Origin of the sequence: Allokutzneria oryzae, from assembly GCF_042429765.1 — a bacterium.
In the GTDB taxonomy this organism is placed as follows: domain Bacteria; phylum Actinomycetota; class Actinomycetes; order Mycobacteriales; family Pseudonocardiaceae; genus Allokutzneria; species Allokutzneria oryzae.
Window position 1 is genome coordinate 562,582 of the sequence record NZ_JBHLZU010000002.1, and the last position, 24,976, is coordinate 587,557.

A 24,976-nucleotide genomic window follows, 5' to 3' on the forward strand; every position below is an offset into this window, starting at 1 on the left:
CTCTCCTCCCGGGTACGGGGGTCAGATGCGGGCGCCCAGGGCCAGGGGCTGCACGGCGGTGCCGAACACCGCGCGCACGACCTCGGCGACGATCTCCCGGTCTTCCTCCGGGGCGATGCCGATCAGGTTCCCGGCAGCGGTCACTGCCCCGAGAACGGGCGCGATCGTGTGGAAGGACAACAACTCCCGCAACTGGGGCACCCAGCCGATCTCGCCGCTGGCGTGGCGGGTGGCGAGGTTGCGGGCCACCCGCACGGCACGACGGTCGACGCCGAGCTCGGTGGCCAGGTCGTAGTCGCTGGTGACCAAGATCTGGGCGCTGAACCGGGAGGACAGGGCGTCGCCCAGGACCGCGCCGTGCACGCCGGGGTTGTGTCCGGCGACGACGTAAAACCCCTCGGCGGCCTCGATGACTTCCCCGCCGTGGGCTTTGACCACGATCCGGCGGCGGCCGTCCATCGCGGGGTAGACCACGGCGAGCACGGTGGGCGGGATCAGGGTGGCGTCGTCGAGGAACAGGGTGCGGCCCTCGCGCATCGCGGTCACCAGGGGGCCGTGGACGAACACGTAACGCCCGTCCGGGGTTTGGGTGTACTCACCTACCAGGTCGGCCACCGTGGTGTCCCCATCGCCCTGCAGCGTCACGAGATCGGGGAACGCCGCCTCCACGACCGAGGTCTTCCCGGTGCCGGGCGGGCCGTAGAGCAGGGCGGGAACCCCGGCCTGCCGAAGCGCACGCAGGGCGGTGACGTCGGGCAGCCCGGCCAGGTTTCGCGGGTGGTAGAGCTGCCCGCCCGGTCGCCGCACCGGCCCCGACAACAACGGCGGTGCCTCGGGTTCGGGTATCGCGGCGCGGGCCACGGAGGAGATGGGGTGCAGGACGGCGGCCGGGGTGGTGTCGGTGGCCCGATACCGCAGGGGTGCGGTGGTGGTGCGCTTGGCCTGGCCCCGTGCGGTCAGCACCTTGAGGGCGTTGCCGACCGCGCCGCTGGAGTGCCCGAGGGTGCGGGCGATCTCGCGGACAGTGAGGTCGGTGCCCGCACGGTCGAGGAGAAGCTGCGCGACCATGCCGCGCAAGTGACCGTTGCGCAACCGGGTGGGCGCCGCAGGAGCGGGCGTCGGTCCAGTCATGACGAGTCCTCGATAGCATTGGTATGCAAGGCTTTCCGAGCGCCCGTGGTCCGGGCGCGTGGCGTCGGGACAGCAATGTAGCTTGGCGCGTAAGAGAACGCTGGAGGCGCGGCATCGCCAGCGGGTTCTCGGACCTGTAGCGGATCGCAGTATCTACGACATGCGGTGCTGTCCACTGTGGACATCCTGGAGGGCTCCTCCGGTGGAGGTATGTCGCGCCCGGAGGTGTCAGAGGTCGTGCGGGGCGCCGGGGGCTGTGGTGGTGAGGAGGATGACGGCGGCGGCTTCGGAGGCCACCGGGTGTTGGGTGCCGTCGGCCGTGACGACGTACCAGCCTTCCTGACGGGCTGCGTCCGCCGGGTAGTAGCTGCCCACAAGAGTGCCGTCGGCGCGGGTGAGCACCGCGTAGCGGGTGTGATGCGCATCCGCCGGATCGGACACGATGGTGATGAGGATGCTGGCGTCCTCCCGGGAACGGCGAACTACGGTCTCGGGGCGAATACGGTTGTCGTGCACGGTGATTCCTCTTCCTGAAGTCGGTAGCAACGGGCACAGCTGACGTCGAGTGGGTTATTCGATGAATATGTCCCCGCATTCCGGCGACCCGTCCCAGGTTAGCTCGACACAATCGAGGACGACAATGCGCCGACACGGTATTTTCCGGGACTATTTACGGGAAATTTCTCCTATGCGCGAAATGGTAGGTGGCTCGGGTGTGGTGTGTCTGCGGTGAGTGGCGGGCGGAAATACCGGAGCGACACCGAGCGGGGGAGAGGAGCGGGGATAGCAAATCTGCTGCAGCAGAGGTCACCGAAGACAGTCGTTACAAGGCGGTTCGCGCGGGCCGGGATGCCACAGGCTCGCCGGGCACCGATGTTGTTGCCTGCGTGTACTCAGGCGAGTCTGGGACAGCGTCGGATCCCCCGGCCAGGGCTGCTACCAGCGTGAACAGGCCGATGCTGGGGTGGCGACTTACCCGGATCCCCGTGGTGATCCTCGTGGTGATCCCCGAGCGACACCCCTGCTGCCGTGCAGGGTCGGGTGCTGTTCCCGGGGACGACGACCCGCGGCAGAGGCGGGCGAGTGGCGGCGGTCGGGTGTGCAGAGGAAAGCGGGTGTGGAGTGTGCTCGAGCACGCCGGCGGCTTTCCTGGCCGGTGCCGACCAGCCTGATGGCCCTACTCGCAGCAAAGTGCGGCGCTCGACAACCCCGTCGCCCGCTCGGCCCAAATTCCATGGAGGATGGCCCGGACGTCCTCCTATTTTCCAGGACCTCATGGTGGCGCCGACGTTGCAGAAAAGGATCGCCGAGGGCTTGTTCCCGCGGCGTTGCGAGGAGAAGATTTCCACCGAAGAACTACTAATCGCTGCGACCTGAGCTTGTGGAGTTGCCGCGGGTTATGGCGTCGGCGCAGGAGTGGGTGCGGCGCAACGTCATGCTGATTGCAGAAGCCAGTGGACAACTACCACCTCGCCGGTCCCGAGCGAGTCCCGGTTCTCGATCGTTTCGGCACGGTGACGGCTACCGGCCTGTACGACGAGCATCGGAAACCCTGTGCGCGACAGGGTGTCTCGGGGTTCGAGTGGTCTCGGCCTCGGCTCGCCCGCATAGGCGCGCGGCGAGTTCTGTGGTCTCGGGCGTGGGGTGTTCCCCGATCTCGGCCAGACGCTTCACGAGCAAGCCCAGCGTTCGCTCGACCGCGTCGGCGCGCCCCAGCCGGCCCTGCAGTCGCATGATGTCGCGGTAGAGCAGCTCGTGATGCGGGTCGAGTTCTCGCGCGGTTTCCAGCAACCCCAACGTTTGTTCCGGGTCGGTGTCCACCAGGATGCGGGCGAGGGCAGCCACAGCATCCAGGGCGTCGCGGCGCGCGGTTTCGCGCAAGGCGTCGATCCACTCGTAGTCGCAGCCGTGGGCGAGCGGGCCGCGGTAGGCCCGCACCACCGCCCGCAACCTGTCCTCGCGGTGCTCACGGGTGAGGGCGGCGCGGTGAGCTGCCACCGCACGCAGGAAATGCCAGTAGTCGACGGTGACGACCTCGGGGTCGAGGCGGTAGCGACCGACGCCGGTCATCAGACGGGTGACCGTGCCCGCTGTCGCGGTGGCTGCGGCTCTGCGCAGTCGCGACAGTGCGGTGTGCAAGGCGTTGGTCGGCGAGTCCTGGGTGTACTCGGGCCACAGCGCGGCCAGGACGGCGTCCCGGCCGACTCCATCGGGATGGACCGCAAGGAAAATCAACAGCTCCCTGACCTTGGGCGGCAATGCCGCGGTGATGTCATGCTGGCTCCCGCCGGCCTCGCACCAGCTGACCTCAAGTCCGCCCAGGAGGGTGATTCTGATTCGCTGCCCGGCGTCCTCGTCCGCGCCAGCGGGCTCGACGGAGACCGGAAGGACCGGTGGGGTCAGGACCTCGACAGCAGTGGTTGAGGACCTCACGGGGCCGGGTGCGGGGGGCGGGGTGGTGTGGGTTGGGGAAACCTCGCGTCGACCATCCTGAGATGGCAACCTTCTGGGATCCTGGTGTGCGCCGGTGGCTTGCCAGGGAGACGGGGTCGGGGTGCCGGCGGTGGTCTTCGGCGTCGGGCGAGCGTCGTAGGTTGTCACGTTAGGTCCTCCGGGCAGGGGTTCTCCCGCACCGCGTCGCCAGGCGGCTACGGCAAGCGATCAGGTAAGGGGGTTGGTCGAGCGCAGAACGCGCAGTCGGCCCGAGGTGTTGACCTGCCGGCCGCGGGATCGGAGTGATCGGCGGCCAGCTCGGCCAGGTGTTCGAGCCTGGCCTGAAATTCTTCCACGGGACTCAATGTCGACATTCATCACATCTCCCTTTTTGTAGCAGTAAATATTGCGCGATGGGTGCAGAAAATGAGACCGCGAACGATCGAAAAGGCGTTCCATGGAAAATGAAGAGAATCCAATGTTCGCCGCTGCGGCCTAGTTGCGGCGCTACGTGTAGTGAGAATGCAGCGCTACGCGCAGTGAGAATTACGCCGTTTCAGTGCTCGGGGTCGCACGAACACTCGTGGCGGGCCCTGTACTGCTTACGCAATGCGCGCAGTTCGCGCAGTTCGGCGTTCACGCGCCGCTGCGTCCGGGCCTGCTGCCTGCTGCGGTGCGACAAGGCCGACTCGGCCAACGCCACACCAACCAGAGCCCCGAGCGCCAGCAGGAACAGACAGACCAGCACGATCACCAACATCGAGTGCTCACCCCCTTTCCGTCGGGGTCTCGCGCATCGCCCGAGAACCCGAGACCCCGAATGCCGCACCAACGGCGCACCCGCGCGGGGTCGGTACCGCGTAAACTCGGTGCGCTGCTGGGGTTTTCGGTCATGGCACTACGGAACCGCGACAGGTGGGGGTGTGGACAGGGGTGAGCGCGGCTCACGGCCGTACCTCTCACAGTCCGCTCACACCGGACCTCACCAGGGCACTCACCGGGGCACAGGGGAGGTCGTAGTCGTTGACGGACAACGGATTCATCGCAGAGTTCAAACGACTCCGCGACGTACGCGGCCTGTCGCAGACCAGACTCGGCGCGCTGATGGGCTACGACCGCAGTTACCTGAGCAAGATCGAGACCGGTGTCGAGCGCCCGGGGCTTGATTTCGTCAGGCGTGCCGATGCCGTGTTCGAGGCCGCCGGGTCCTTGCTCCGTGCCTGGCACGCCGAGTACGACACCCCCAAGGGCACGCCGTCTCAGCGTGAGTCCGGGGAGTCGGCCTCCAGTCTCATTGTCGAGCATGATCACGCGGAGCTGATCTACAACCGGGGGATGTACCAGGCGGTGATGCGGCGAACACTGCTCAACGCCGGAACCGAACCTGTGTCGAAATACCTGGTCAGGATCTCGGTCGACCGCTACCCCGGCGATCCGGCACGATCGAACGAGTTGTACCGCCGTGACCCGCTGACCTGGGACGAGCTCCAGCTCATCGCGCACTGCGGAGACGAGCCGATGAGCATTCAGATCCGCCACGACCGCGATGCCTTCAAAGAGGTCTGGCTGCTCTTTGCCAATAGCTCGGCCCAGTTCCCGCTCTATCCCGGAGAAAAAACGCAGATCACGTACTCCTACCAGGTCAGCGAGAACAAATGGGGGCCGTGGTTCCAGCGTGCCGTGCGGCTGCCGACGAAGAAACTATCGGTGGATCTTGATTTCCCTATGACGGCCCAGCCGTCGGTATGGGGTACCGAAACCGGAATGGAGATGGATGGGTTACCGTTTCGGTCGCAGATTCGGCGCGTCCAGTTCGCCGACCGCGTGCGCTTTTCGTGGATGACTGAGAATCCACCCCTGCACGCGCGGTATCGGCTGGAGTGGCGCATGAAACCCGGCGATCAGGCCGGAAAGGCCCCCATCGTGACTACTGCCACACAACAAATGAGCGAAATTGGGATCGTGCAGGTCGAAGAAGCGATCCTGCGTGAGCAAGCGTACCCGTTCGATCTCCCGACCGAGGCCGAGGATGCCCGTCGTGTTGTGGCCGCTCTCGCCGCGTCGATGGAGCGCGTCTCCCAGGTCCACACCTTCGGTAAAGGCATGGGGATTGCCGCCCCGCAGATCGGGATCGGTCGAGCGGCGGCGCTGGTGCGCACTCCCGACGGCGAGATGATCACGCTGCTGAACCCGCGCGTGATCGACGAGTCGGCCGAAACCGACGAGAAATACGAAGGATGCCTGTCGTTCTTCGATGTGCGGGGCATGGTTCCGCGTCCGCTGACCATCGATGTCGAACACACGGACATCGATGGCAATCGCCGGATCGCCACGTTCGAGCAGGGACTCGCTCGCCTGGTTGCCCACGAGATCGACCACCTCGAAGGCCGCTTGTACACGGATCGGATGCGCCCGGGGGTCAGCACGATCTCGGTCGAGCAGTACACAGGTACCGGTCAGAAATGGAATTACCGCTAGGCCGGGCACCGTCCCGCGAGCAGCAGGCGACACCCTTGGTGGGGTGTCGTCAGATGTTGAGGCGGTCGAGGATCGCTTGCGTGGTGGTACCCAATGCGTGGGCGACCCGCCCCAGCTCGATCACGTCGAGTCTGCGTTGCCCTGACTCGTACTTGCTGACAAAGCTTTGCGGCACATTCAGTTTCGCCGCCACCTGCACCTGTGTCAGTCCTGCCTCGGTGCGGAGGGTGTGGAGCAGCGCGCACAGCCGCCGATAGTCGGCGGAGTAGATGCTCTTCTCCACTTGCCAAGGGCAGCAACCACTTTCGGGATATCCCAAAATCGGATAACCTGCCGGGCGCTGTGATCGCTCCCGAGGGAGGGAGGTGGTTCGTGTGACCGGCGTCAGTGGCGGAGGCGGCAAGTAGTCCGGCCGCAGGGTGTCCCTGGATGCTGTTACCACCCAGGGACACCCCTCCCGTCCGGCCAGAGCCGGGGGCCTTAAGTCCTCGACGTCGAGGAATTCTCCTCCTCCAGGGACCACACGAACGCCACTCCCGAACGCGGAAAGATCCACCCGTCGGCGGTGATGTCCACCGACCGCGACGGCAACGACGCTGGAGTCTGCTCCAGGCGGGCCGGTGTCGACGTGCTCAGGAAATCCACCGGTGTCACGTCTCGGATACCGACCTGTCCGTAGGTGAACCGAGCCCGGAACCCCTTGGTGGGGCGCAACAGGTCCAAGTGCAGCACATGCCCGGTCCGGCGCACGAGGACCCGATACGTGTACGCGACGGTGACCGGGCAGCCCGTCCGCACGGAGTCGGGAAGCCGCGCGGTGTAGGTCTGACCGTCGTGGGAATGAGCGCGTTCGATCGACAACACCGCCCCGTCGACCGAGACCGCTACCACTTCGAAGGTGTCCCGGCACGCGACATCCACCGGAGTACCGCGGTCGATGAACCACGCCGAGACAGTGGACTCGTCCTGCCCGCTGGCGCGGTGTTCGGCTTCGTTCGAGGTGCAGGTGAACCGCAACACCGGATGAGCAGGGATCACGCGGTATTCACACCGCAGCGTCGCGACGAACATCGAGGTCAGCCCGGTGGTAAGACCTGCGGCCCACGGCTGGAGGTCCACTGTGACGGCGACGTCGTGCCAGCGTTCCGGGACACCGATCACCCGCGCTCGTGTGTCCGCGTACAGATCCCGCGCGAGGTCGACGTCATCGAGCTGCACCCCGAGCGCGTTGACCACGATCCGACCGAGGGTGTCGGAGGACAGGTGCCGCAGATCCTCAGGCCCGGCGGCATAGGCACTCCACACCGCGTCTCGCACCGCCGCCGAGTTGCGCACGAAGGCGGCATCGAGCCGTTCGTCCAGTCGCTTGTCGTTCTGGTGGCGGACGTAGAACTCGAAAATCGTCGCCACGACACCGGCGCCGATCAGCGTGGTACCCAATTCGGAGATCGGAATCCACCGCGCGTCGGGGTCCACGCTGATCCAGCGGCCCAGCGCCACCAGTCCGAAACCGAGAATGACCGCAAGCAGGGAGATTAGTTGCAGCTTTTTCCTGTAGAGCTGTTCCAGAACCGACGGCATGACGACCATTAAAGCAGCGTCGATGCTATTGAGGTAAATGACCGCGGAATCACTCCCTATTCACTGGGGTAGTAATTTCTGGTGTGCTGGGTCGGCAGGTTGTCTACAGGGGGTTGTCGTCGCGGGTGCACTCGATCAGATGCCGCACCGCGTCGGTGAGCGCGGCTGGTGCCCTCGGGGTGGCCGTCAGCTCGTCGCGGGTGCGCAGCAGGACCCCGGTTGCGCGGGTGTGCCCGATCCCCCTCACGCGCTCGGCGAGGGTGTCGGTGAGGGCCTGGGCGTCCTGCCAGGCCCCGGCAGCGACCATCACCGACCACAGCTGGGCCAGGGTGATGGCGCGGTAGCTGGCCCCCGTGCTCTCGCCGTTCACCGCCTCGTGCAACACCGGGATACCGAGATCGGGGCGGCCCAGCTCGGCATGCATCAACCCCTGGTGCGACAAGAGCTCGGTGGTGTCGATCCACCATGCCCACTCCGGATCACGCTCGGCCGTCCCGTCCCCGAACAGCACCCGCGCCCGCTCGAAAGTGCGCAGCGCTTCGTGGTGTTGCCCGGATTTCGACAGCGCGCGTGCCTGCCGAATATGGAACATCGCCCGCACACGCGGGGACAGCCGTCCGTTCTCCAGGGCGGATGTGGCGATCATGAGTGATTCGTTCAGGTGCTTGAGGTGGCTTTCCTGCATGGAGAAGTTCAACAACGTGAGGAGTTCGGTGGAGCGGTCCCCGGCCATGCGGGAGAAGTGCAACGCTTCCTCGTTGAGGCGGCGTGCGGGGTGGTGTTGTTCGGCGTCGAAGGCGATCCATCCGGCGACCTCGGCCAGCTCGCCCAGGGCGGCGCACAGTTCCCGGTCGGGGCCGCTGCGGGTTGGGGCTGTGGTGTTCCAGGTGCGGCGGGCCTGCCGAAACGCTTTGATCGCCAGAGGCGCGACGTCGTGCGCGCCGTACCGGTTGTCGAGGTCGATCAAGTGCCGGGTGGTCTCCCGTATCGCCTGGGCGGGTGTGGTGGTCGAAGCGGTGTCCCCGGCCCCGATCCGCCCCACCGCCCCCGCCGTGACCGGAGCCGCGTTGGGTGCGGGCGCGGAAGTGGTCCGCGGGCGGGTGTTCTCGGGCAGGTCGAACCACAACAGGCGCCCCGGAATCCCCAGCAGGCGTGCCCAGAACACGAGTTTGTCGAGGTTCTTCTCGGGCGGTCCGTTCTCCAAGCGGCTGATCGAGACCTGCGGCATGCTCGCCCACCGCGCGAGCCGGGTTTGCGTGATCCCTCCCGGCCCGAACACGCTGCGGTGGTGGGGGTCGGTGCGCCAGGCGCGCACCAGCGCGCCCATGTGCCGGGCCTGCAGCGCCTCTCGGTACCGCCCTGTCTCCCACACTTGTTGGGGCACAACGGGAACGCTGTCGGTGGCGTCGCGGTGGGCGCGCTCGCAGGGGCCGCACAGGGTGCCGGGGTTGTCGGCGGCCAGTCGCGCGGGGCAGCGACCGCACCACCGCGTCGCGCCTGCCTCGCCCATGTGCACCCCGCCCGACCCCGACACCACACCGCACACAACCCCCGGGCGCGAAAACCGCTCGCGCGCAAGGGAAAACCCCAGGGTAGCCGCCGCCGGCACGGACGGGCGAGGGTGCGCGGGTAGTCCATCCCGGTGATCCCCACCGAGTCGATCGACCACAGTGGACAGCTCCCACCAGCACAAACACGCCACTATTCACCGCGTGAATACGGCGTATTCGGTTTGTGTCGGGTCGATTCGGGTTGGGGTGGGTCAGTGTTGGGGGCACGGCACACGGGACCGGCCGGAAATATCCCGAAACGGAATAATGGGGTGTGCACCCTCTCCCGACACACCACGCACACCCCGCCCCGACCGAATTCCGTACCAGGGAAATACATCCCCGGCCCGTGTGCCACCCACACCACATCGACAACCCGGGGCAGGGGAGCACAATGGGCACACCCGAGAACGACGATTCGGCGACGCGGATACGCCAACTCGACCACGCCCTACAGAACCCAGTGCCGCACACCGTGAACGGCCGCGTGGTGTACGGGTATCTCCGAGTGCCCACTCACGCACGCGATCGCGCAGCACGCTTGCGCGCGGAGATCCTCGACCACGCCCGCGAGAACGGGTTCCTCGTCGGTGCGGTGTTCACCGACCACGACCCCGGCGAGCAGCAGCCCGGGTTCGTCGCGCTGCTGGACGTGCTCGCCCTGCCCCACACCTACGCCGTCATCCTCCCCGGCTGGCAACACCTGGCGGCCGACCCCGACCAGGCCGCTCCCCTGACCGCGCGCATCAGCCGCACCGCTACCCGCATCCTGACCACCCGACCCGCACAACCCGACCACCACCCCACGCCCGCACCGCCGCCGTGGCGGCCGTGCCACGCCCGGCGGTCGGCGTGATACCCACCGACCCCCGCGCCGCCCGCACAGCGCTGCTCGGCCACCTCCGCGACATCACACCCCGCCTTGCCGACGGAACCGCGCTCAACGGCCTCGAATGCTTCGGCAGCAGCGACCCCGACGAGTGGCTGATTCGCCTCGCAGGGTTCGCGATCTCGGTCCTGCGCGCGCACCAGGTGGACGAGCACGGTCGGTGCCGCCGCTGCCGCACACCCCGACGCGGCGCGCGGGCACTGCTGCCGACCTGGAGTCGCCGCAACCTCTGCCACACGTTGAGTGCCGCGCTGGTGATGCTCGGCAGCGACCCGACCACCGCGTGGTGGCACGCCCTGACCCTCTCCGGTCAACGGCACGCGCTCGCCGACGTTCACGCCTGGCTCACCGACCCCGACGATGCCCCCGGACGGCACCACCTCGACACCGACGTGGACGCGCCGACCGACGTGCTCCCGGTGCTCACCGACCCCGGAAATCCCCTGTCGGATACGCCCGGACGAAGGATGTAAACCGCTGCGCCACAACCTAAACGGCTTGATTCACGGCAGTACGCTGCACGAGCAGCGCATCACAGATACAACCCCGGTTGATCCCTGCTGCTGCACAAGGGGGCTCGATATGGTGCGGAAAACCACGACACTATCGCGCATCACCACGCTCACTGTCTTGTTCGCCCTGCTGGCCGTGATCCCGGTCAGTCTTACCGGCTGCGTGTGCCAGGAACCCCGCGCGCTCGCGCTGGGCTTCCACGACGCGAAGGGGAAACCCAAACCGAAGCAGAACTGTCCACCGAAGAGCAACGCGCAGCCGCAGCAACCGAAGAAGAAGATGCGCGGCGAGGGCGGCCAGCAGATCACCTCCCGGACGCTTCGTGACGGCGTGAAGGTCGGGCAGTACACATACCGGCTCGACGTGGAGAACCCGGCACCCGGCAAGCGGCCGGGTAGTCTGCACGTGCAACTGGGCGGCAAAGGGTCCAAGCACTACGAATACGACGAAGACAAGCGCAAGTTCATCGGTCGCGACGGCGAAGAGCTTCCGGCGAAGGTGCAGGACGCGATCGACAAAGACCCCAAGACCCAGGCACAAATCCAGTACGCCCTGAAGTCGCTACTCGGAGGAGGGTGATCAGCGCGATGCTGATACCGGGCGATCCGCTACCGATCCAATGGCGCGTCACGATGAACGACGGCGCGGTGGTGGGCGTGTGGGCGAACAGCTACGGGGAGGAGAACGGATACTACCTGTTCGACGTCTTCGCCGAAGTATCCGAAGCCGAAGAACAGAACCTTGATCTCGTCATCACCTCGACCAACCCGACACAACCGCGGAAAGTGTTGTTCGCGGTTGCACGCTTTCCCGTGGAAGCCGTCGCCCGGATTGAATCCGAGAACTGGGACGACGTTTCCGCAACATGAGAACAAGGCGGAAGGGGCCGGTGGTGATCCGACAAGACGAGGACAGGAAACACCCGCAGCACAACACCCGAACTGGGCGAGATGCCTGCCGAACACCCGGGTAGATGTGCACCCGGCACGAGCAGACACAGGTGATCGAACAACCCCGCTGCTCAGGCTCCGTCAGCCGGGAGCACGCCAGTTTGTCGAGGCTGCGCCAACCAGTGTGCGCAGGATTTCGGAACGCACGGCGAGAGAGGAAGAAGGGAGTGGGCCGAGGCGAGCCTGTGGGCCTTGTTTACCGGATCTCCTCGCCTACGACGGCGTGCAGAAATCCGTTCCACTTCTCGATCGGTGTGTGCAGCACGGCGCCGTTCGGGTTCTTGGAATCGCGAAGGTAGGCGCGACTCTCGGTCAGGCGGCACTCGACGCACTCGTTTCCGGCCCCGCCGCTATACGTTGATTTGAACCAGCCTGTATCCCGCTTTTTCACGATCCGTACTCCCGAAGTTTTGCCTTGAGGTAGCGCGTGGTTGCCTCGACGTCGAGCGCGAGCTGTTGAGTTCTTCTGAAGATCTGGAACAGAGTGTCGAGGCTCTGCCGGTCTTCCACGTAGGACGACGGGCCGTACACCGGTGGCATGAACGCAATCTCGGGTTCAGCAGTCTCGAACGAGAGCAGCGTAAGTCCTCCGTCCGGTGCGGGATTGCGCACACCTTTCGGTTCCATCACCTGAATGGAGATCGAGGGGTGTTCACTCTGGATGGTCAACAGGTGTCGCAGTTGCTCGCACATGATGTCGCGATCGTCCGGGCCGGCCGCCAGGGCGTCACTGGTGAAGACGATCTCCAGCGTTTTGGGGTCGGCCAGCTGTAGTACTCGTGTCTGTCGTTCCTGGCGAAATCGGATGCGACTGGTGACTTCCTCCTCGGATTGGAACCACAGGTCACCACTGAATATCGCCTGCATGTAGCCCGGGGCCTGAAGGGGGACGGGAACGATGCCCGGCGCGTACGAGTAGATGTGCGAGGCTTCCGTCTCCATGTCCGCAACCCGCAAGAAGGAAGGCGGAAGAAGGCGGGCGTACGGGCGGTTCGCGGCGCGGGGTTTCCTGGCGCGTGCGTGTCGACCGATATCTGCGATGGTCTCGCGTTGCCGACCGTGGACCTGAAGAAGATCAAGAATTGTTTCGAGTTCGGTTTCGGACAGTCGGGCCGCGCCGCTTTCGATCTTGATGACTTGCTTCTTGTTCTTGCCGAGCGCGGTAGCGATCTCGTCCTGATCCATGCCGAGCGCTTTGCGCCTGTCCCGGAGCAGCATTCCCAGCTGTTTCCGGGGCAAGGTTTGTACCGTCGCCATGTCTCTTTCCGTTCAACAGGTCATCACCCGGTTAGGGCAGTGCAATAAGGGGGACTCCCCTTTATTGTGGTGATCGATGGAATCCTTCCGTGGTTATCCGATTGCCGTTTGTTCACACTAATGGACCGAGCCGCGGCATCCCTATCCGAGGAAAAGGGGAGATATGGGGACTGATCAGCCCATTTCGGCCGCCGTCCGGCCGTCGGAATCCGAGATGTGGATGTACCTTACGGGCGAATGCCATATATCGAGTCACGCTGATGTCAATCATGCGGAGATCTCGATCGGGGATTCCGCAACGTCCGTCAACCTCCTGTTCAGCGACATAGTAGGTTTAGAGAAATTGCGTTCCACTGTAGAGGGGGCACTTCGGAACATGCGCTGAGAGGCCCGGAACGCCCTGTACCTGTGAAGGGGCCGCGGACAAGCTTGGGGCAGGCCCTATTCACACCTCCGTCAGCGGCGAGCTGGAGCCCGCCCCGACAGACAATCAGGGGCTGAACGTGGCTCTCCTTCCAAGACCCGCGCCGCCTCTTTCAGACGTGGTGTGGTGCACGCTGTAGACGGCATCGCAGCGCCGCAACGGCGGGAGGGCAGCGCGCAGCCGCATCTCGGCTATGAGGGCTTCGTGTTTCCTGCGCGGATGTGGCGCTCCCACAGATCCCGCACCGCAGCGGGCGCATCCCGCCAGGGCATGTCGTCGTGCAGCTCGTAGAGATCCTGGTCCTCCGGGTACAGGCGGAATGGACCGTCGCCGGTGTCGATGACGAAGGTTCCCCGACGTCCCCGGCAGATCCAGTCCAACTCCAGCTGCCACTCCACCTCGTGCTCGCGCACCCGTGGCATGACCCAGAACTGCATCGGCCGCTGCATGGACACCGAGTACGGAAACCCTCCGGGATCCCGGCGCGGGAACTCCGCCGTGCTGGAGAGGTCCATCCCGATCCGCCGGAGGCGAGGCCGCGGTGTGGTGAGGTCGGTGTCCCACCACACCGGGTGCATGTCCTCCCCGAGCGCGTAGCTGTGATGAACGCAGGCCAACCTCGGAGAGTGCCGTTCGACGATCACCGGCCGCGCTGCCTCGAGCACCACCGCCTGTGCTGTCAGGGCTTCCACGGTGATTCTCATCTGCACCGCGTTGCTCAACAGCACCTCCGACGGTGGGTCACCATCCACGACCAACGTCCGCACCACCTCCTCGGCTGCCTCGGTGATCGACACGTAGATCGAGATCGGGCTGGGCTCGAAGCCGCTGGAGGCGTCGCCGTACTGGACCATCCGCACGTCGCCGTGGACCGCTCCGACCTGGATCACCGTGTGTGCCTGGCCCACACGGTTGTTCACGGCTGCCGGCTCAGGCACCGCGCCCCTCCCTCAGAACGTGTTTCTCACCCACAGCCGGCCTCCGGTGTCCGTGAACCGGGTCGTTGTCGGGGATGCCGGCAGGGTGCCTCGACGGCATGGTGCCCGAGATCGGTCCCTGTGTCGTCTCGGTCGTCTCGCCGGTGCTTCGGGCACCGCGACGGGGCAGGCGCGCCATTTCCTGGCGGTGGTGCAGCAGAATCTGCAACCACTGGACCCGGTCCTGGGACCGTTGCGGCACGACGCCGTGCACCACGACCGCCAGCAGCCCCAGAACGGCAAGAGGGAACAGCAGCCCGACGGGCAACGTCGCCGCTGCCGTCACCACCACGGCACCGGCCGCGCCGAAGGTCCTGGTCGTCGGCGTCATCGGCAGAGCTCCCCGAGTCGGTACCCGGCCGGGCAGGCGATCCGCCCCGCGCGGATCTCGCGGGCCACCACCGCACGCCGGAACCGGTAGAGCCGGTTCTGCACGGCACCGACACTGGTGTTGAGCAACGCGGCGATCTCGCCCTCGGTGTGGCCCTTCCAGATCAACCCCAGCACCTGCCGCACGTTCTCCGGGGCATGGGCAAGCAGGTGGCGGATCGTGGCGCGGTCGGCGACATCGACGTTCACCTGCTTCGTATCGGCGAGGGTGAGCGCGGTGTCCTCGTCGTGCTGGAGCTGGCGCCACCCCTTCGCCCAGGTGCGGAACACCCCGCGGTAGCGCTGGTAACAGGCGTTGATGAAGAACGTCGTCAGCTCCGACCGGGCCGGATCCCACTTGTTGTTCTCGAAGACCGCCCGCATGAACGGCGGCAACGCAGCGGTGATCATCGCGCTGGCGAGTTCGTCCCGTACGTGCTCATGGGTGCGGACCGCCTCGTAGAGGTCTGCGTCGACCATCCCCATCGGCATGTCCAGGCGCGCCAGGTTCAGGCGGATCTCGCCGTTGTGCAAGGTGGCTTTCAGCGTCGGCCATGCCCGCATCCACAAGGTATCGATCAGCTGGCGAGCCGCCGCGCTGTAGACGGTGTGCACCTCCCCGTTCCGTTCCACTCTCGTCCAGGCCCCGAGGCGGTGCACTCGATCGATCTGCTCCGCCAGCGTCCCCCGCGACAGTCGCGGACGATCGGTCCTGCTCATACAACCCCCTGGGAGGCGATCTAGGCGCCCCTATCGCGTTCTAGGGCCTTGCTCTGCCGGCTTGTAGCCGCGACAGAGGCGAACACCCTCGGAACTCGTCCCAAGAATTTTTCCCACCCCGGCGCTCGTCGAGCGCAAATCACGAGTATTGGGTGGGTTTCCGCAGGCAAGGGCGCTGCGAGAGTCGTCGACACCGACATGTGCCTCATCGACCGCAGGTACCGTGATTGCGCCCTGCGCAACGGCTTTCACCGTTGCCTGTGTGAGAGCGGTTACTAGGCATGCTGTCCCCGGACAAGGACGCCGCACTGCATGATCAGTGCCGTGGACAGATGTGGGGATCCACGATCACCGCAACGCGAGTCATCGACAGGGAAACCCCACGCCCGGACGCGGTGCCCGGGACAACGCCGCGGGAGACAACCTCAACCGTGAGGACACGAGGAACGCGAAGTACTCGACCTCACCACAGCAGCGACGCAACCCGGGGGGAGCGAATGATCGCCCGAGTGGACGTCCCCGGCCGTGGTGGCCGGCAAGGCGAGGAAGGACTCCGCCATCACGAACCTCACGCCCGTCGAGCACGCACCTGAACGCAGCGATGCCCTGCCGCCATCGCCGGAGCGGACGAATCGGTCAGCTCGTCACGGAAACACATCCGACCCGGATCGACAGTGCGGTCCGTGCTCGGAGCGACAGCACCGGTCTTAGGCGAGGGGTTTCCATCGGCGGTTGCCCTCCAGGGGCGTCGTGGAGAGCCGGAACGGATGTTTGTGCCAGTACCAGCTGTGACGCAACACCAGTGTCGCGATGTCGCTGTAGCGGATCCCGTGCTCGATCACCAGAGGATAGAGCCGGCGCCAGTCGGTCGGGCCGAGACCGAGATGCTGGTGCAGGACGTGCTCGATGTGTTCTGCTACCGGCCGAGCAGCCAGGTCGGCCGGGGTCTCGCCTCGCGGTGTGATGGCGGCGAAACCCCACCCCAGGGTGCGGCAGAACTGCGTGGCGGCGTCGAATTTGACCACGTTCTCGTACAGGGCGAATTCATCGATCCGTGCCTTCACCTCGAGGAGCAGGCGGCGTCCGTCTCGCAGGTCCACCAGCAGGTCGGGGTAGTAGTCGTGGCGGTTCCCGTAGAGGGTGTAGGAGAGCCTGATGGGTTGTTCGCAGTAGGACGCCACGAGATCGTCGGCGAACTCGAGCATCTGGATGACGCGCAGCTCGGCCTCGGAGTCGTAGCCGATCGCACGTCCTAGCCGATCGGAGATCCACTGCCCCGGATTGCTCCGTCGATTCGACTCGATCGGCGGGCGCAGGGGGCTCGCCTGCCCACCAGCGGGGAGAGTGTGTCCGGGAGGCCAGTCGGCCTTGTCCAGGATCTGTTGGACCTTCGTGGTCAGTCGACCGCGTTTCTTCTCCTCCTGCAGCTGCTGCTTACGGTGCCGTTCACGGTTGGCGTAGTACTCCTGCACCGCTGCGACCACGCTGCGGCAGTCCTCTGCACCCAGGCCACACAACCTGGCCACCAGGGTGACCGCCACCTCCCGTGGCGCCAGCGGTGCAACGAGCTCGACGAAGGACAACACCAGCGCAGCATCGAGCTCGGCCCGCCCTGCGGTGCGCAGTGCCGCGAGCAGTGTGTCGTGCACGTGGTGCCAGCAGCGCCGCACTCTCGTGGGCTTTACCCGGGCGCGCTCGAGCACCTTGTTCTGGATCTGGCGAATGCGTTCCCGGCTCAGGTCGAACCGGAGCGCGATCGCGTCGAGGGTCGCTGCCTCGCCCGTGAACCCCAGACGCATCCGCATGATCTCGCGGTCCCGCGTCGAGGACTTGCCGAGGCCGGCCAGCAACAACTCCTGCCCGATGCGTTGAACATCCTCGTCCTCGGTGAGGATCTGCTCCGCGGTGAGGCGGAGGCTTTCCACGTCCGGCCAATCACATTCGAGCACCCAGCGCGCCAGATTCAGCTCGCCCCGGCAGCGCAACACCGCGGATGCCGCCTCATGCAGGCGCGTGTCCTCGACCGTGGCGAGCACGTCGAGCTCGGCGCGACTCGTAGGCGCCTGTGCCTGATGACCGGAGTGGGCGGCTGTGGCGGCCGACCACATCGCGACGACCTCATCGCGGCGCGTGAGAGTGTTCGATCGGACTCGCGCCGGCGTCCTACCCTCGCGGTCGTCCTGCGCGGTCATGTCGAGTCCCATGAACGTGCCCAGTACAGGGTGTCCACGATCCGGAGCAGCAGTTGCCCGGTCCACCGCCCACCCCGCGAGCCCGTCATGCCCCTTGCGCAACTCCGACCGCGCCCACGCGAACAGTGCTTCCTGACTGGGAAACTCCTGCTCGGGTTTGAGCAGCTTCTCGAGACGAGCGCAGATCCCGCCGGGCGATCGTCTGTGTCGCGCGGCGATCTCCTGCAGAGTGTTCTCTCCGCGGAGCTCGTCCAGCAGTATGTCCTCCTCGGCCGAGTCCCACCGCTTGCCCTGTCGCGCCGCTGCCACACAACCCCCACCACCGCTACCCCCGAACAACAACAGCGCCGGAGGATAGGCGTCACCCCTGACAATCTCATCGCTCTCACAGGCCGGCGTTCGCCTTCACCCAGCTCGACCCGCTCTTTCCCGCCCGCCGTGGCCTATTCATGAATGCTGATGCCACGATGGGGATTGGCAGACTTGAGCCCTTGCAACGGCTTCAGGTGCGGCGAGCTCGCCCGAGGGTGGGGAGGCCGCCGCGGACCGTGCGCACGCTGCTCGAGGGACGCTCTGCCAACGGGATCGGCCCCGTCGGTGGTGAGGGCTGTTCGGGGTTGTCGGGGTGGAGCCACAGCGCGTCGCCGCCCTCGGGTGGCAGGACCTCTGTGGTCGATGCTCTGCACACCTCGGTCGTCCCAGGGGCCTGGTGCGAGTACAAGCGGCCGGTTCGGCGATTAGCTCTGGTCGTCACACCACATTCGCCACACAGGTGCGGCTGGGTGTCAGGATTGCGGAACCCCTGCGGCATTTCGGGTGCGAAGTTCTCATCAGGTTCCAGGATCAGCGAGCCCGATGCACCGCAGTTTCCCTCTCCCCGCACCGACCTATGAACGGAAAGACGTCCTGTTCGCCGGTTTACCTTGGTGTGTTTGCCGCAAGCCGCGCAGATGTGAGGTACGGAGAAGGGACTGCCCTGCTGGGTGGCCATGGTCATCATCCTCACTGCTGGTGGGCTGTCGATCCAGGAACATCAGCCGGATGGCTGCAGCGCGAGTGCAGCGGATGATTCACGCACAGGTTCTCCCTATGACGCGAGCGTTGTTCGACAACCCGTGTCGCTCTCAGAGTGTGGTGGGCGTCGATCACGTCCTGGGTCTTCGGAGGCGCCGCCCACCAAGAAGCACTTCCACAGAAGGCTCCTGGGATGAACCGATGGGGACGACGGTGCCACCAGGGGCAGGTCGGGTAGGGGGTCAGAGGCGCGGCCGGCCCAGCTCATCCCAGACCCCGAGGTTCGCCGGTTCGGTTGCGTTCCCGGGCTCACTGGGGTGAGGCCAGATGTCGAGGAGTTGGTGCAGCTCGTGTCGTCCGCGGCTACGGCCTTGCGGATTCAGGGGAATCTCGCCGAGCGCATCCGCTGCTGGCACATGCCCTTCAGCCCGTGACCGCAAGTTGTCGGCAGTGCTGTCGCTAGCTGCACGGAGCGTGCCGCGCCAGTGGGCGGGGTACGGGATGTCCGGGCAGATGCCCGGTACTCGTGGTCACCGTGCGTTTCCGCATTGCGCTATTGGTGTGACCTCCTCCAATGTCCTTTGTGGACGCCGCGGTGCGACATAGCGTTCCTCGGATGACGGACTCGGCAGCATCCCTGGTTTGCGCCATCCTCGTGGTGCGGGCTGCGGTGTCTCTCTCGAGGTGGTCCCGATGAAGGTCGCGCGCATCAGTGTGGAGAACTTTCGGCGTGTGCGCGCCGGGACGGTCGCCCTGGCTGCGCAGTCGCTACTGGTTGGCTCCAACGGGGTCGGCAAGTCCACGATCTGCGAGGCGCTGGATCTCACTCTCGGACCGGAGCGGATGTTTCGTCGTCCGGTGATCGACGAGTACGACTTCTACGGCGCCCGCTATCACGTCGGCGAGGACGGGGTGCTGCCGCAGGTGCGCATCGAGGTCGTGCTGACCGAGTTGTCCGAGGCGGCGCAGCGCCACTTCCACAGCAAGATGCGACGCTGGTCGGTGACCCGGGCGCGCTTCCTCGACGAGGAGCCACCGGAGAATTCCGACACCGCCTCCTCCGCCGATACGGCGACGGCGAAGGCCGCCGACCTCGTGGCCCAGGCCGACGCGAAGGATGCGGTGTGGGCGTTGCCGGTGCTGTTCCTGGGCCGCTACGACCCGGAGGAGGACGACTTCGTCGGCGGCACGTTCTTCGCCCACCCCTCGAGGCCCCTGGAGGATCTCGATGAGGAGGAGCGGTCGAAGTTGGGTGCCGGTCTGAAGTCGTTCACCCGCAAGGACAAGCAGTGGTGCAGGTTTCTCTACCTCCGACCCAACCGCATCGGCTCCCGTGCGTTGAGCTTCCAACGGGGCTCGCTGCTGGACACGATCGTCCGCCTGGAATCACAGCAGGCCGGTCCGCTGTGGGAGACGGCCCTCGGCCGGCTCCGCGAGACTGTGATCACTGATGAGGCGTCGGGCTTCTCCTCGATTCGAGGCCAGGTACGGAAACGTCTCGATCGGTTCCTGAATCTTGTGGACGGACCGGATGCGGTCGATCTCGGGGTGTCGGAGCTGACGCGGGAGCACCTGCGGGATGTCCTGCGTCTGTTCATCGCCTCCCAGCCCGGGATGCATGGTGTGCCGTTCGGCCGGTTGAGCACGGGGTCGCTGAACCTGTTGGTGTTCGCGCTGTTGACCTACATTGCCGATCTCCAGGGTGAGCAGGCGGTCATCTTCGCCATGGAGGAGCCCGAGATCGCGCTGTCCCCGCACGCGCAGCGCCGGTTGGTGGACTACGTCACGGAGAAGATGGGGCAGGTGATCGTCACCTCGCACTCCCCGTACGTCATCGAGAAGTTCGACCATCAGCAGATCGTCGTTCTCGACCGGGGCACCGACGGTCACCTCACCGGTACCGCGCTGACGTTGCCTGCCGACTACAAGGTCAAGAAGTACCTGACCAATCGACGGCAGTTCGCCGAAGCGGTTCTGGCCCGCGCGGTTCTGGTCGTGGAAGGCGCGACCGAAGCCTCCTTGCTCCCGATCGTGGCCGCCATCCTCCACGACGACCCCAGCGTCGCCTACCGACACCTCGACCTCGCGGGGATCTCGATCTTCAATGCCGGAAACGACGTGTCGGTGCCGCTCTATGCCCCTGTCTTCGCCACTCTGGGCAAGCCGGTCTTCGGTATCCATGACACCCCCAACGACGAGTTCGATGAGGAACTGCAGACCAAGACCACACAGTTCACCTGCTACGAGGTGATCCCGTTCATAGGTGTCGAAGACCTCCTGGTCAACGAAGTCGCGATCGCTGCCCAACGCCGCTTCCTCTCCACGGTCAAGGGCCGGACCGACTATCCGGGGGAGTGCGGTGCCCCGGCCGATGAGTTCGACGAGGCGATCCGTGCACATGTAAGAAAGCTGCTCAAGGCAAGGAAGGGAAGCTACGACGGGTACGCGGCTCTGCTGATCACCGCATGTGCGAACGCCGCAGAGCTGCCCCAGACGTTGGTCGACTTCCTCATCAGGATCGACACCGCCCTACGGTCATCGGCCACCACTCCGGACAGCGAGACCGTCCAGACCGGCGTTGATGACGATGGAGCTTGACGACACCCGCCTCGACATCCTTGCCGCACGAGGACACCTGCTTGTCGAGGGCGGACCGGGATGCGGCAAGACCACGATCGCGCTGCTCAAAGCAGCCCACGAAGTGCCCCGTCTCGCCGAGGAGCAGAAGGTTCTGTTCCTGAGCTTCTCCCGCGCCGCGGTCCGTCAGATCGCCGACCGCATGGCCACCACCCTGCCGCGCGCGGTCGCCGATCGCGTGGAGATCAGGACCTTCCACGCGTTCTTCCTGTCCCTGGTCCGCAGCCACAGTCGCCTGCTCACCATGGTCCCGGCCCGGTTCATTACCCCTGCCCAGGAAAAGCGTCTCCAGGCCGACTTCGAAGGCGACTGGCCCTCGGAGACCCTGCGTCTGGCCGGCGAGGGCCGCTACGTCTTCGACCAGCTCGCCGCCACCGCTGCCACGCTGCTGGAACGCAGTGACGCGGTCCGCGGCCTCTACAGCGACTGCTTCCCGCTGATCGTCGTGGACGAGTTCCAGGACACCAACACCGACCAGTGGCGCGCGATCCACGCCCTGAGTACGTCCTCGACGATCATGTTCCTGGCTGATGCCGACCAACGCATCTACGACCACATCCCTGGCGTGGACGCCGCCCGCATCGCCCATGCGGTCGAACACCTCGCCCCTCGGGCGTTCGACCTCTCCGCCGACAACCACCGCGGCCACGGCAATGGGCTGCTCGCCTACGCCAACGCCGTGCGAGCCAACCAGCACCATCCCGAACCCGACTGCCTGCGCACGCGGCGCTACCCCTACCAGTGCGAACCCGCCGTCCATCGACATCTGCTGGAGTTCCGCAGCCAGCTGCAGCGGCAGTTGGGAAGGTCTCCGACCATCGCGGTGCTGGCGTGCACCAATGCGCTGGTTGCCGACATCTCCGAGCGGATCTCTATCGATCGCCCCAGCGCCAACGGCGTCTTGGAAGCCGTCGCCCACCATTTGCACTGGGACCCGCTGCTGGCCTCTGCTGCTGCCGAGGTGATCGCCTCGATCCTGACCTGGCCCAGCAAAACCCCCGACCGAGCCACCAGCGACACCTTGCGGGCGATCGCGGACTTTCACCGAGTCCGCTTCGCCGACAAGGGAACCAGAACCGCCCGTGACGCGGTGAACATGCTCGAGCGCGCGATCACCGCTGTTGCAACCGGCAAGGCACCCAAGTCATCCGCAGGGAAAACGATCCGCGACGCGGTAGCGCGCGGCATCGTTTGCAGCGGGGATCCGGTGCAGGACTGGGCCACCGCCTGCCTGTTCCTCACCGGTCCGGTCGAGGTGGCCGAGGTGGCTGCCGCAGCACGTCAGCTGCGGCTGTTCAAGGCCACCGACGCCCTCGCGTGGGCAGTGCAGGACGCCTGGGACGGCCACAGCTCCTACCGCGATCCCGTCGCGGTTGTGCGCTGTGCTCTCCGACGACGTCCTGCAGGACACACGCCAAGACCCTGCCTCGGTCAGCCTGATGACCATCCACAAGTCCAAGGGCAAGGAGTTCGACGGAGGCGGAGGTTCGGGCGGCGGATGTGGAGTCTGACCAGCGGCGGGATCAGTTCGTCGATCCCCGGTTGGCGCGGACGACCGTGGACGCCTGGATCGGGGAGTGGTCGGAGGCGCACGATGTGAGCGAGGGGACGTGGGCGAAGTACAACTCCCACCTCGAGAACCACATTCTGCCGCGCTTCACCGACGTGGCCCTGGGGGAGGTCACGAGAATCGTGGTGAAGGGCTGGGTGAAAAAGCTCCGCCGCACTCTGGCGGAATCGACTGTCCGGGACGTGGTCGCTGTTCTCGATGATCATGGGCGAGGCGGTCGATGAGGGGTTGATCGGGGCGAACCCGTGCCGGAAGCTGCGCATCGATGTCGGGGACCGCCCGGAACGCCCCCAGGCCAGCCCGGACGAGGTCGATGCCCTGGCCGGACGGGTCTCCCCGGCCAACGCCGTGTTGATCACCACCGCCGCCTACAGCGGGATGCGGTGGGGGGAGCTGGCGGGGCTGCAGTGGAGCCGGACGGATCTGGATGCCGGAGAGATCACCATCGACCCGGAGGTCGGTGCCTTGCACGAAACCGGGGGGCGCCTGCAGCTCGGGCCGCCGAAGACCCCCGCCAGCGTCCGGACCGTGTACCTGCCTGGGTTTCTCGTCGAGGAACTCGCCGCACTTCGGGGGCGTAACCCGGGCGCTCGGTTTGTGTTCACGGGTACGGATGGCGGGCTGTATCGCCGCTCCAACTTCCGCCGCCGTGTCTGGCTTCCCGCCCTGGCCGGTGACCCCGAGCGGGACTGGGCTCCCGTCCAGCCAGGCATGCACTTCCACGACCTACGCCACACCTGCAAGACATGGCTCATCGAGGACGGCGTGCCCGATGTGCTCCAGCACCGGCAGCTGGGCCACAAGTACAAGGGAGTCCCGGGCATCTACTCCCACGTCACCCGACCCATGATCGAGGCGATGCTGACCGGGCTGCAGGCCCGGTGGGAGCAATTTGGGAGCACGATCTGGGGTGACCACTACCCATCCGGGAATGTGGTCAAGATCGCTTGCTCCCATACTGCTCCCACGGACAGCAAACGGCCCGCTGACGAAGATCGTCAACGGGCCGTCTGACCAGCATGTATAACTGGTGGGCGATACAGGGATTGAACCTGTGACCTCTACCGTGTCAAGGTAGCGCTCTCCCACTGAGCTAATCGCCCGAATCTGGTGCGAGGTGGTGCATGGGAAGTCCACTGGACTGAGCAGAGGCTCCGAACGGGTGACCCGTCCGGAGCCTCTGGACAGCTGGTGGGCGATACAGGGATCGAACCTGTGACCTCTTCGGTGTGAACGAAGCGCTCTCCCGCTGAGCTAATCGCCCGGGATCTTGCTTGGTGTTCCCGCCCCGCTCTCGCGGTGCGAAGCAAACATTACACAGCCCCCGCCCAAGAACAAAAACGGGGGTCCCCTTCGCGGCCGAGACGACCTTGGTCACGGTCTGCCACCGGTCGGCTACGGGGTGCTGCGGCGCAGGTCATCGCCCTTTCAGGCATTCGATCAGACCTTCGGCGGACCTCACCCCTCCGGCGGGTCCGAACGGCGTTTTCCGGTGTTAGCGTTGGGCCGCCGCGCCGCCGGGGCTCCCGGGTGGACGAGACCACGCGGGCCGCGCCGGTACGCCAGCAGGGGCATTCTCGCGCCCAGCGTTCGCGCCGGGATCGAACCCGGTTCAGGCTGGACACGGCACCCCGACCCAGCACGGGCGATCGGTTACGGAGCGCAGTCCCACGGTTGCCCACCGAAGAAGTTCTGCCCCGTACGGGTGATTTATGAGCGACAGACGAGCGCGAAGGGCCACATTCGCGTCACAACTATGTCGTTCAGTCGTTCCCTTGAGCGGCGGACAGCACGAGAGGCGGCAACAATGCGTAACGACCACGTGACTCTGCGCTCCACGGCGGTCTTCGACCTCCTGGCGCCCCGCAGTCCTGCGGTCCCGGTCCAGGTCGAGCTCCGCTACGACACCCGTGACCCCTACGCGGTGGTGGCCGCGTTCCGCACCGGCCGCGCCGGCTGGGTCGAGTGGGTCTTCGCCCGCGACCTGCTCGCCGACGGCCTGATCGCCGCGGCGGGCGAGGGCGACGTCCGGATCCGCCCGGCCGCCGACGACCCCGAGGTCGTGGTGATCGAGCTCAGCTCCCCGTCCGGCCACGCCATGTTCGAGGCCGCCGCCCAGGAGCTCGCCGACTTCCTCGACCGGACCTACGACCTGATCGTCCCCGGCAACGAGAACCTGTGGGTCAGCGTCGACGACGCGCTCGGGCACCTGCTGTCCAACGATCTCAGCTGATCTTGTGCGGTAATGGCGTCATTGCAGGTCAACGGGCATCCGGACGCGGATGACCACC

The 24,976-nt window shown here is 66.1% G+C and carries 23 protein-coding genes and 2 tRNA genes; 10 read left to right on the forward strand and 15 right to left on the reverse strand.

What is annotated here, in order from left to right:
* Positions 1 to 21: 21 nt before the first annotated feature.
* The 4 genes from ACFFQA_RS02895 to ACFFQA_RS02910 form a co-directional block, all read right to left on the reverse strand.
* Positions 22 to 1,131 (reverse strand): AAA family ATPase, encoded by a 1,110-nt coding sequence (locus ACFFQA_RS02895; protein WP_377849984.1) that lies wholly within the window; start codon positions 1,129 to 1,131, stop codon positions 22 to 24.
* A 228-nt stretch (positions 1,132 to 1,359) separates the two neighbouring features.
* Positions 1,360 to 1,647, reverse strand: a complete 288-nt coding sequence (locus ACFFQA_RS02900; RefSeq protein WP_377849985.1) for a hypothetical protein — start codon at positions 1,645 to 1,647, stop codon at positions 1,360 to 1,362.
* 1,005 nt (positions 1,648 to 2,652) lie between these two features.
* Entirely contained in the window at positions 2,653 to 3,732 is a 1,080-nt protein-coding gene (locus ACFFQA_RS02905) for an AfsR/SARP family transcriptional regulator (RefSeq protein ID WP_377849986.1), read from the reverse strand.
* Positions 3,733 to 4,120: 388 nt separating this feature from the next.
* A complete protein-coding gene (locus tag ACFFQA_RS02910) occupies positions 4,121 to 4,324 on the reverse strand; it encodes a hypothetical protein (protein WP_377849987.1) in 204 nt (67 codons plus the stop codon).
* Between the two features lie 263 nt (positions 4,325 to 4,587).
* Here ACFFQA_RS02910 and ACFFQA_RS02915 point away from each other — a divergent pair, with 263 nt between their 5' ends.
* Positions 4,588 to 6,042: a peptide deformylase gene (locus ACFFQA_RS02915; RefSeq protein ID WP_377849988.1), complete on the forward strand. Its 1,455-nt coding sequence runs from the start codon at positions 4,588 to 4,590 to the stop codon at positions 6,040 to 6,042.
* Between the two features lie 49 nt (positions 6,043 to 6,091).
* Here the strand turns inward: ACFFQA_RS02915 and ACFFQA_RS02920 are convergent, their stop codons facing one another.
* The 3 genes from ACFFQA_RS02920 to ACFFQA_RS02930 form a co-directional block, all read right to left on the reverse strand.
* On the reverse strand, positions 6,092 to 6,325 hold the full coding sequence (locus tag ACFFQA_RS02920) for a helix-turn-helix domain-containing protein (RefSeq protein ID WP_377849989.1): 234 nt from the start codon (positions 6,323 to 6,325) through the stop codon (positions 6,092 to 6,094).
* A gap of 197 nt (positions 6,326 to 6,522) precedes the next feature.
* Positions 6,523 to 7,623, reverse strand: a complete 1,101-nt coding sequence (locus ACFFQA_RS02925) for a hypothetical protein (protein WP_377849990.1) — start codon at positions 7,621 to 7,623, stop codon at positions 6,523 to 6,525.
* 103 nt (positions 7,624 to 7,726) lie between these two features.
* Positions 7,727 to 8,950, reverse strand: a complete 1,224-nt coding sequence (locus tag ACFFQA_RS02930) for an NsdA family TPR-like regulatory protein (protein ID WP_377849991.1) — start codon at positions 8,948 to 8,950, stop codon at positions 7,727 to 7,729.
* A 764-nt stretch (positions 8,951 to 9,714) separates the two neighbouring features.
* Here ACFFQA_RS02930 and ACFFQA_RS02935 point away from each other — a divergent pair.
* The 4 genes from ACFFQA_RS02935 (at position 9,715) to ACFFQA_RS02950 (ending at position 11,444) form a co-directional block, all read left to right on the forward strand.
* Positions 9,715 to 10,029: a hypothetical protein gene (locus ACFFQA_RS02935; RefSeq protein ID WP_377849992.1), complete on the forward strand. Its 315-nt coding sequence runs from the start codon at positions 9,715 to 9,717 to the stop codon at positions 10,027 to 10,029.
* Complete coding sequence (locus ACFFQA_RS02940; protein WP_377849993.1) at positions 10,026 to 10,535, forward strand: hypothetical protein; 510 nt, start codon at positions 10,026 to 10,028, stop codon at positions 10,533 to 10,535. The genes ACFFQA_RS02935 and ACFFQA_RS02940 overlap by 4 nt, the downstream gene beginning before the upstream one ends.
* A gap of 157 nt (positions 10,536 to 10,692) precedes the next feature.
* Positions 10,693 to 11,154, forward strand: a complete 462-nt coding sequence (locus ACFFQA_RS02945) for a hypothetical protein (protein ID WP_377849994.1) — start codon at positions 10,693 to 10,695, stop codon at positions 11,152 to 11,154.
* Positions 11,151 to 11,444, forward strand: a complete 294-nt coding sequence (locus tag ACFFQA_RS02950; RefSeq protein ID WP_377849995.1) for a hypothetical protein — start codon at positions 11,151 to 11,153, stop codon at positions 11,442 to 11,444. Before ACFFQA_RS02945 ends, ACFFQA_RS02950 begins: the two co-directional genes overlap by 4 nt.
* 277 nt (positions 11,445 to 11,721) lie before the next feature.
* Here ACFFQA_RS02950 and ACFFQA_RS02955 read toward each other — a convergent pair whose 3' ends face one another.
* The 6 genes from ACFFQA_RS02955 to ACFFQA_RS02980 form a co-directional block, all read right to left on the reverse strand.
* A complete protein-coding gene (locus tag ACFFQA_RS02955; protein WP_377849996.1) occupies positions 11,722 to 11,916 on the reverse strand; it encodes a DUF397 domain-containing protein in 195 nt (64 codons plus the stop codon).
* The gene (locus ACFFQA_RS02960; RefSeq protein WP_377849997.1) at positions 11,913 to 12,782 is read right to left on the reverse strand and encodes a helix-turn-helix domain-containing protein; all 870 of its coding nucleotides are present in this window, start codon (positions 12,780 to 12,782) and stop codon (positions 11,913 to 11,915) included. The genes ACFFQA_RS02955 and ACFFQA_RS02960 overlap by 4 nt, the downstream gene beginning before the upstream one ends.
* 615 nt (positions 12,783 to 13,397) lie before the next feature.
* Complete coding sequence (locus ACFFQA_RS02965; RefSeq protein WP_377849998.1) at positions 13,398 to 14,144, reverse strand: hypothetical protein; 747 nt, start codon at positions 14,142 to 14,144, stop codon at positions 13,398 to 13,400.
* Positions 14,137 to 14,514, reverse strand: coding sequence for a hypothetical protein (locus tag ACFFQA_RS02970; RefSeq protein WP_377849999.1), 378 nt, complete (start codon positions 14,512 to 14,514; stop codon positions 14,137 to 14,139). The genes ACFFQA_RS02965 and ACFFQA_RS02970 overlap by 8 nt, the downstream gene beginning before the upstream one ends.
* Positions 14,511 to 15,272 carry a sigma factor-like helix-turn-helix DNA-binding protein gene (locus tag ACFFQA_RS02975; protein WP_377850000.1) on the reverse strand — a complete coding sequence of 254 codons (762 nt, stop codon included), beginning with the start codon at positions 15,270 to 15,272 and terminating at the stop codon, positions 14,511 to 14,513. The genes ACFFQA_RS02970 and ACFFQA_RS02975 overlap by 4 nt, the downstream gene beginning before the upstream one ends.
* Before the next feature lie 707 nt (positions 15,273 to 15,979).
* Entirely contained in the window at positions 15,980 to 17,773 is a 1,794-nt protein-coding gene (locus tag ACFFQA_RS02980) for a TnsA endonuclease N-terminal domain-containing protein (protein WP_377850001.1), read from the reverse strand.
* A 1,398-nt stretch (positions 17,774 to 19,171) separates the two neighbouring features.
* On the opposite strand from ACFFQA_RS02980, the gene ACFFQA_RS02985 reads away from it, so the two are divergent.
* The 4 genes from ACFFQA_RS02985 to ACFFQA_RS03000 are packed head-to-tail and all read left to right on the forward strand — an operon-like array spanning position 19,172 to position 23,699.
* Positions 19,172 to 21,076 carry an ATP-dependent nuclease gene (locus tag ACFFQA_RS02985; RefSeq protein ID WP_377850002.1) on the forward strand — a complete coding sequence of 635 codons (1,905 nt, stop codon included), beginning with the start codon at positions 19,172 to 19,174 and terminating at the stop codon, positions 21,074 to 21,076.
* Complete coding sequence (locus tag ACFFQA_RS02990) at positions 21,060 to 22,715, forward strand: UvrD-helicase domain-containing protein (protein ID WP_377850003.1); 1,656 nt, start codon at positions 21,060 to 21,062, stop codon at positions 22,713 to 22,715. The genes ACFFQA_RS02985 and ACFFQA_RS02990 overlap by 17 nt, the downstream gene beginning before the upstream one ends.
* Positions 22,712 to 22,909, forward strand: coding sequence for a tyrosine-type recombinase/integrase (locus ACFFQA_RS02995; protein WP_377850004.1), 198 nt, complete (start codon positions 22,712 to 22,714; stop codon positions 22,907 to 22,909). Before ACFFQA_RS02990 ends, ACFFQA_RS02995 begins: the two co-directional genes overlap by 4 nt.
* Positions 22,884 to 23,699, forward strand: a complete 816-nt coding sequence (locus ACFFQA_RS03000; RefSeq protein WP_377850005.1) for a tyrosine-type recombinase/integrase — start codon at positions 22,884 to 22,886, stop codon at positions 23,697 to 23,699. The genes ACFFQA_RS02995 and ACFFQA_RS03000 overlap by 26 nt, the downstream gene beginning before the upstream one ends.
* A 14-nt stretch (positions 23,700 to 23,713) precedes the next feature.
* On the opposite strand, the gene ACFFQA_RS03005 is transcribed toward ACFFQA_RS03000, so the two are convergent.
* A tRNA-Val gene (locus ACFFQA_RS03005) sits at positions 23,714 to 23,788 on the reverse strand.
* Between the two features lie 86 nt (positions 23,789 to 23,874).
* A tRNA-Val gene (locus tag ACFFQA_RS03010) sits at positions 23,875 to 23,949 on the reverse strand.
* A 543-nt stretch (positions 23,950 to 24,492) separates the two neighbouring features.
* Between ACFFQA_RS03010 and ACFFQA_RS03015 the strand changes: the two genes are divergently transcribed.
* Positions 24,493 to 24,918, forward strand: coding sequence for an SsgA family sporulation/cell division regulator (locus ACFFQA_RS03015; RefSeq protein WP_377850006.1), 426 nt, complete (start codon positions 24,493 to 24,495; stop codon positions 24,916 to 24,918).
* Positions 24,919 to 24,976: the final 58 nt, after the last annotated feature.